Source organism: Ruegeria sp. SCP10 (genome assembly GCF_040329495.1).
Classification (GTDB): Bacteria; Pseudomonadota; Alphaproteobacteria; order Rhodobacterales; family Rhodobacteraceae; genus Ruegeria.
In genome coordinates this window covers 1-1,217 of sequence record NZ_JBDZYF010000060.1, presented here as the reverse complement: position 1 = coordinate 1,217, position 1,217 = coordinate 1, and the positions used below count along the sequence as shown (strand labels likewise).

Here is a 1,217-nt window from a genome sequence, read left to right as displayed (position 1 = left end):
TGAGCAGCCTCATCTGACTGGTCCAACCTGATTGTTAGTGCATCATCGGCCTGTAATCCATTGGGATGATGGTTTCAGGTGCTGGCGGGCGATAGCCCAGTGCACTGTGTGGCCGCTTTGTGTTGTAGTGTTTCCTCCATTGTTCGATCAGAATTTGAGCCTCGCGCAAACTGTAGAAGATCTCGCCGTTGAGCAGTTCATCCCTCATTCTCCCGTTGAAGCTTTCGCAATATCCGTTCTCCCACGGGCTGCCGGGTTCGATGTAAGCCGTCTTGGCACCAACGGCGGCGATCCAGTCGCGGACAGCCTGGGCGACAAATTCCGGCCCATTGTCTGAACGTATGAAACGGGGTGCTCCTCGAAGTATGAACAGATCCGTCAGGGCATCGATCACGTCGACCGAGTTCAGCTTCCGTTCGACCCTGATAGCCAAACATTCCCGACTGTACTCATCAAGGATGTTCAGCGTGCGAAAGACCTTGCCATCGTCAGTTCGACAATGCACGAAGTCATAGGACCAAACATGGTTGCGATACTCAGGCCGTAGCCGAACGCATGAGCCGTCATTAAGCCATAACCTCCCTTTCTTCGGTTGTTTCACTGGCACTTTCAGCCCCTCTCGTCGCCAGAGCCGTTCAATCCGCCCGTCGCTGACAGACCATCCAGCCTCTCTCAGCAGCGCTGCGATCCTGCGATAGCCATATCGGCCGTACTGTCGGGTCAGCTCGATCATGTCGGCCACCAATCGGTCTTCGTCTGCGCGACCTTGTGGGACACGCCGTTGCGTGGACCGGTGTTGTCCAAGCACGCGGCAGGCGCGTCTCTCGGAAACGTTCAGCTGGTTGCGAACATGGCCAATACAAGCACGACGACGAGCGGGGCTCAGTAGTTTCCCTTGGCCGCCTCCGTCAGGATCAGCTTGTCCAACGTCAGATCGGATACCGCACGTCGCAGTCGCTCATTCTCTTTCTGAAGCCGTTTCAGTTCTTTCAACTGATCTACGCCCATTCCGCCGTACTTCTTGCGCCAGCGGTAATAGGTTTGTTCAACAACGCCGATCTGCCTGATCGCATCAAGACGGGACATGCCTTGCCCCATCAGAACTTCAACCTGCCGTAACTTCGAGACAATCTCTTCGGGCTTCGGTCGCTTGTTTGCCATTCGTGGTCCTCCGTTTCCTAAACATAGCGGTGGAACAGCTCAGTTGGGGAGGCTCA

1 protein-coding gene is annotated in these 1,217 nt (G+C 55.5%); it reads right to left on the bottom strand.

Annotated elements, in window-relative coordinates; translation table 11 throughout:
- Nucleotides 1–34: 34 nt before the first annotated feature.
- Nucleotides 35–1,161, bottom strand: a protein-coding gene (locus tag ABLN87_RS22245) for an IS3 family transposase (protein ID WP_353014293.1) whose coding sequence is annotated in 2 segments (ribosomal slippage) — nucleotides 35–897 and nucleotides 897–1,161 — 1,128 coding nt in all. Because the reading frame shifts where the segments join, the coding sequence is not laid out codon by codon here.
- Nucleotides 1,162–1,217: the final 56 nt, after the last annotated feature.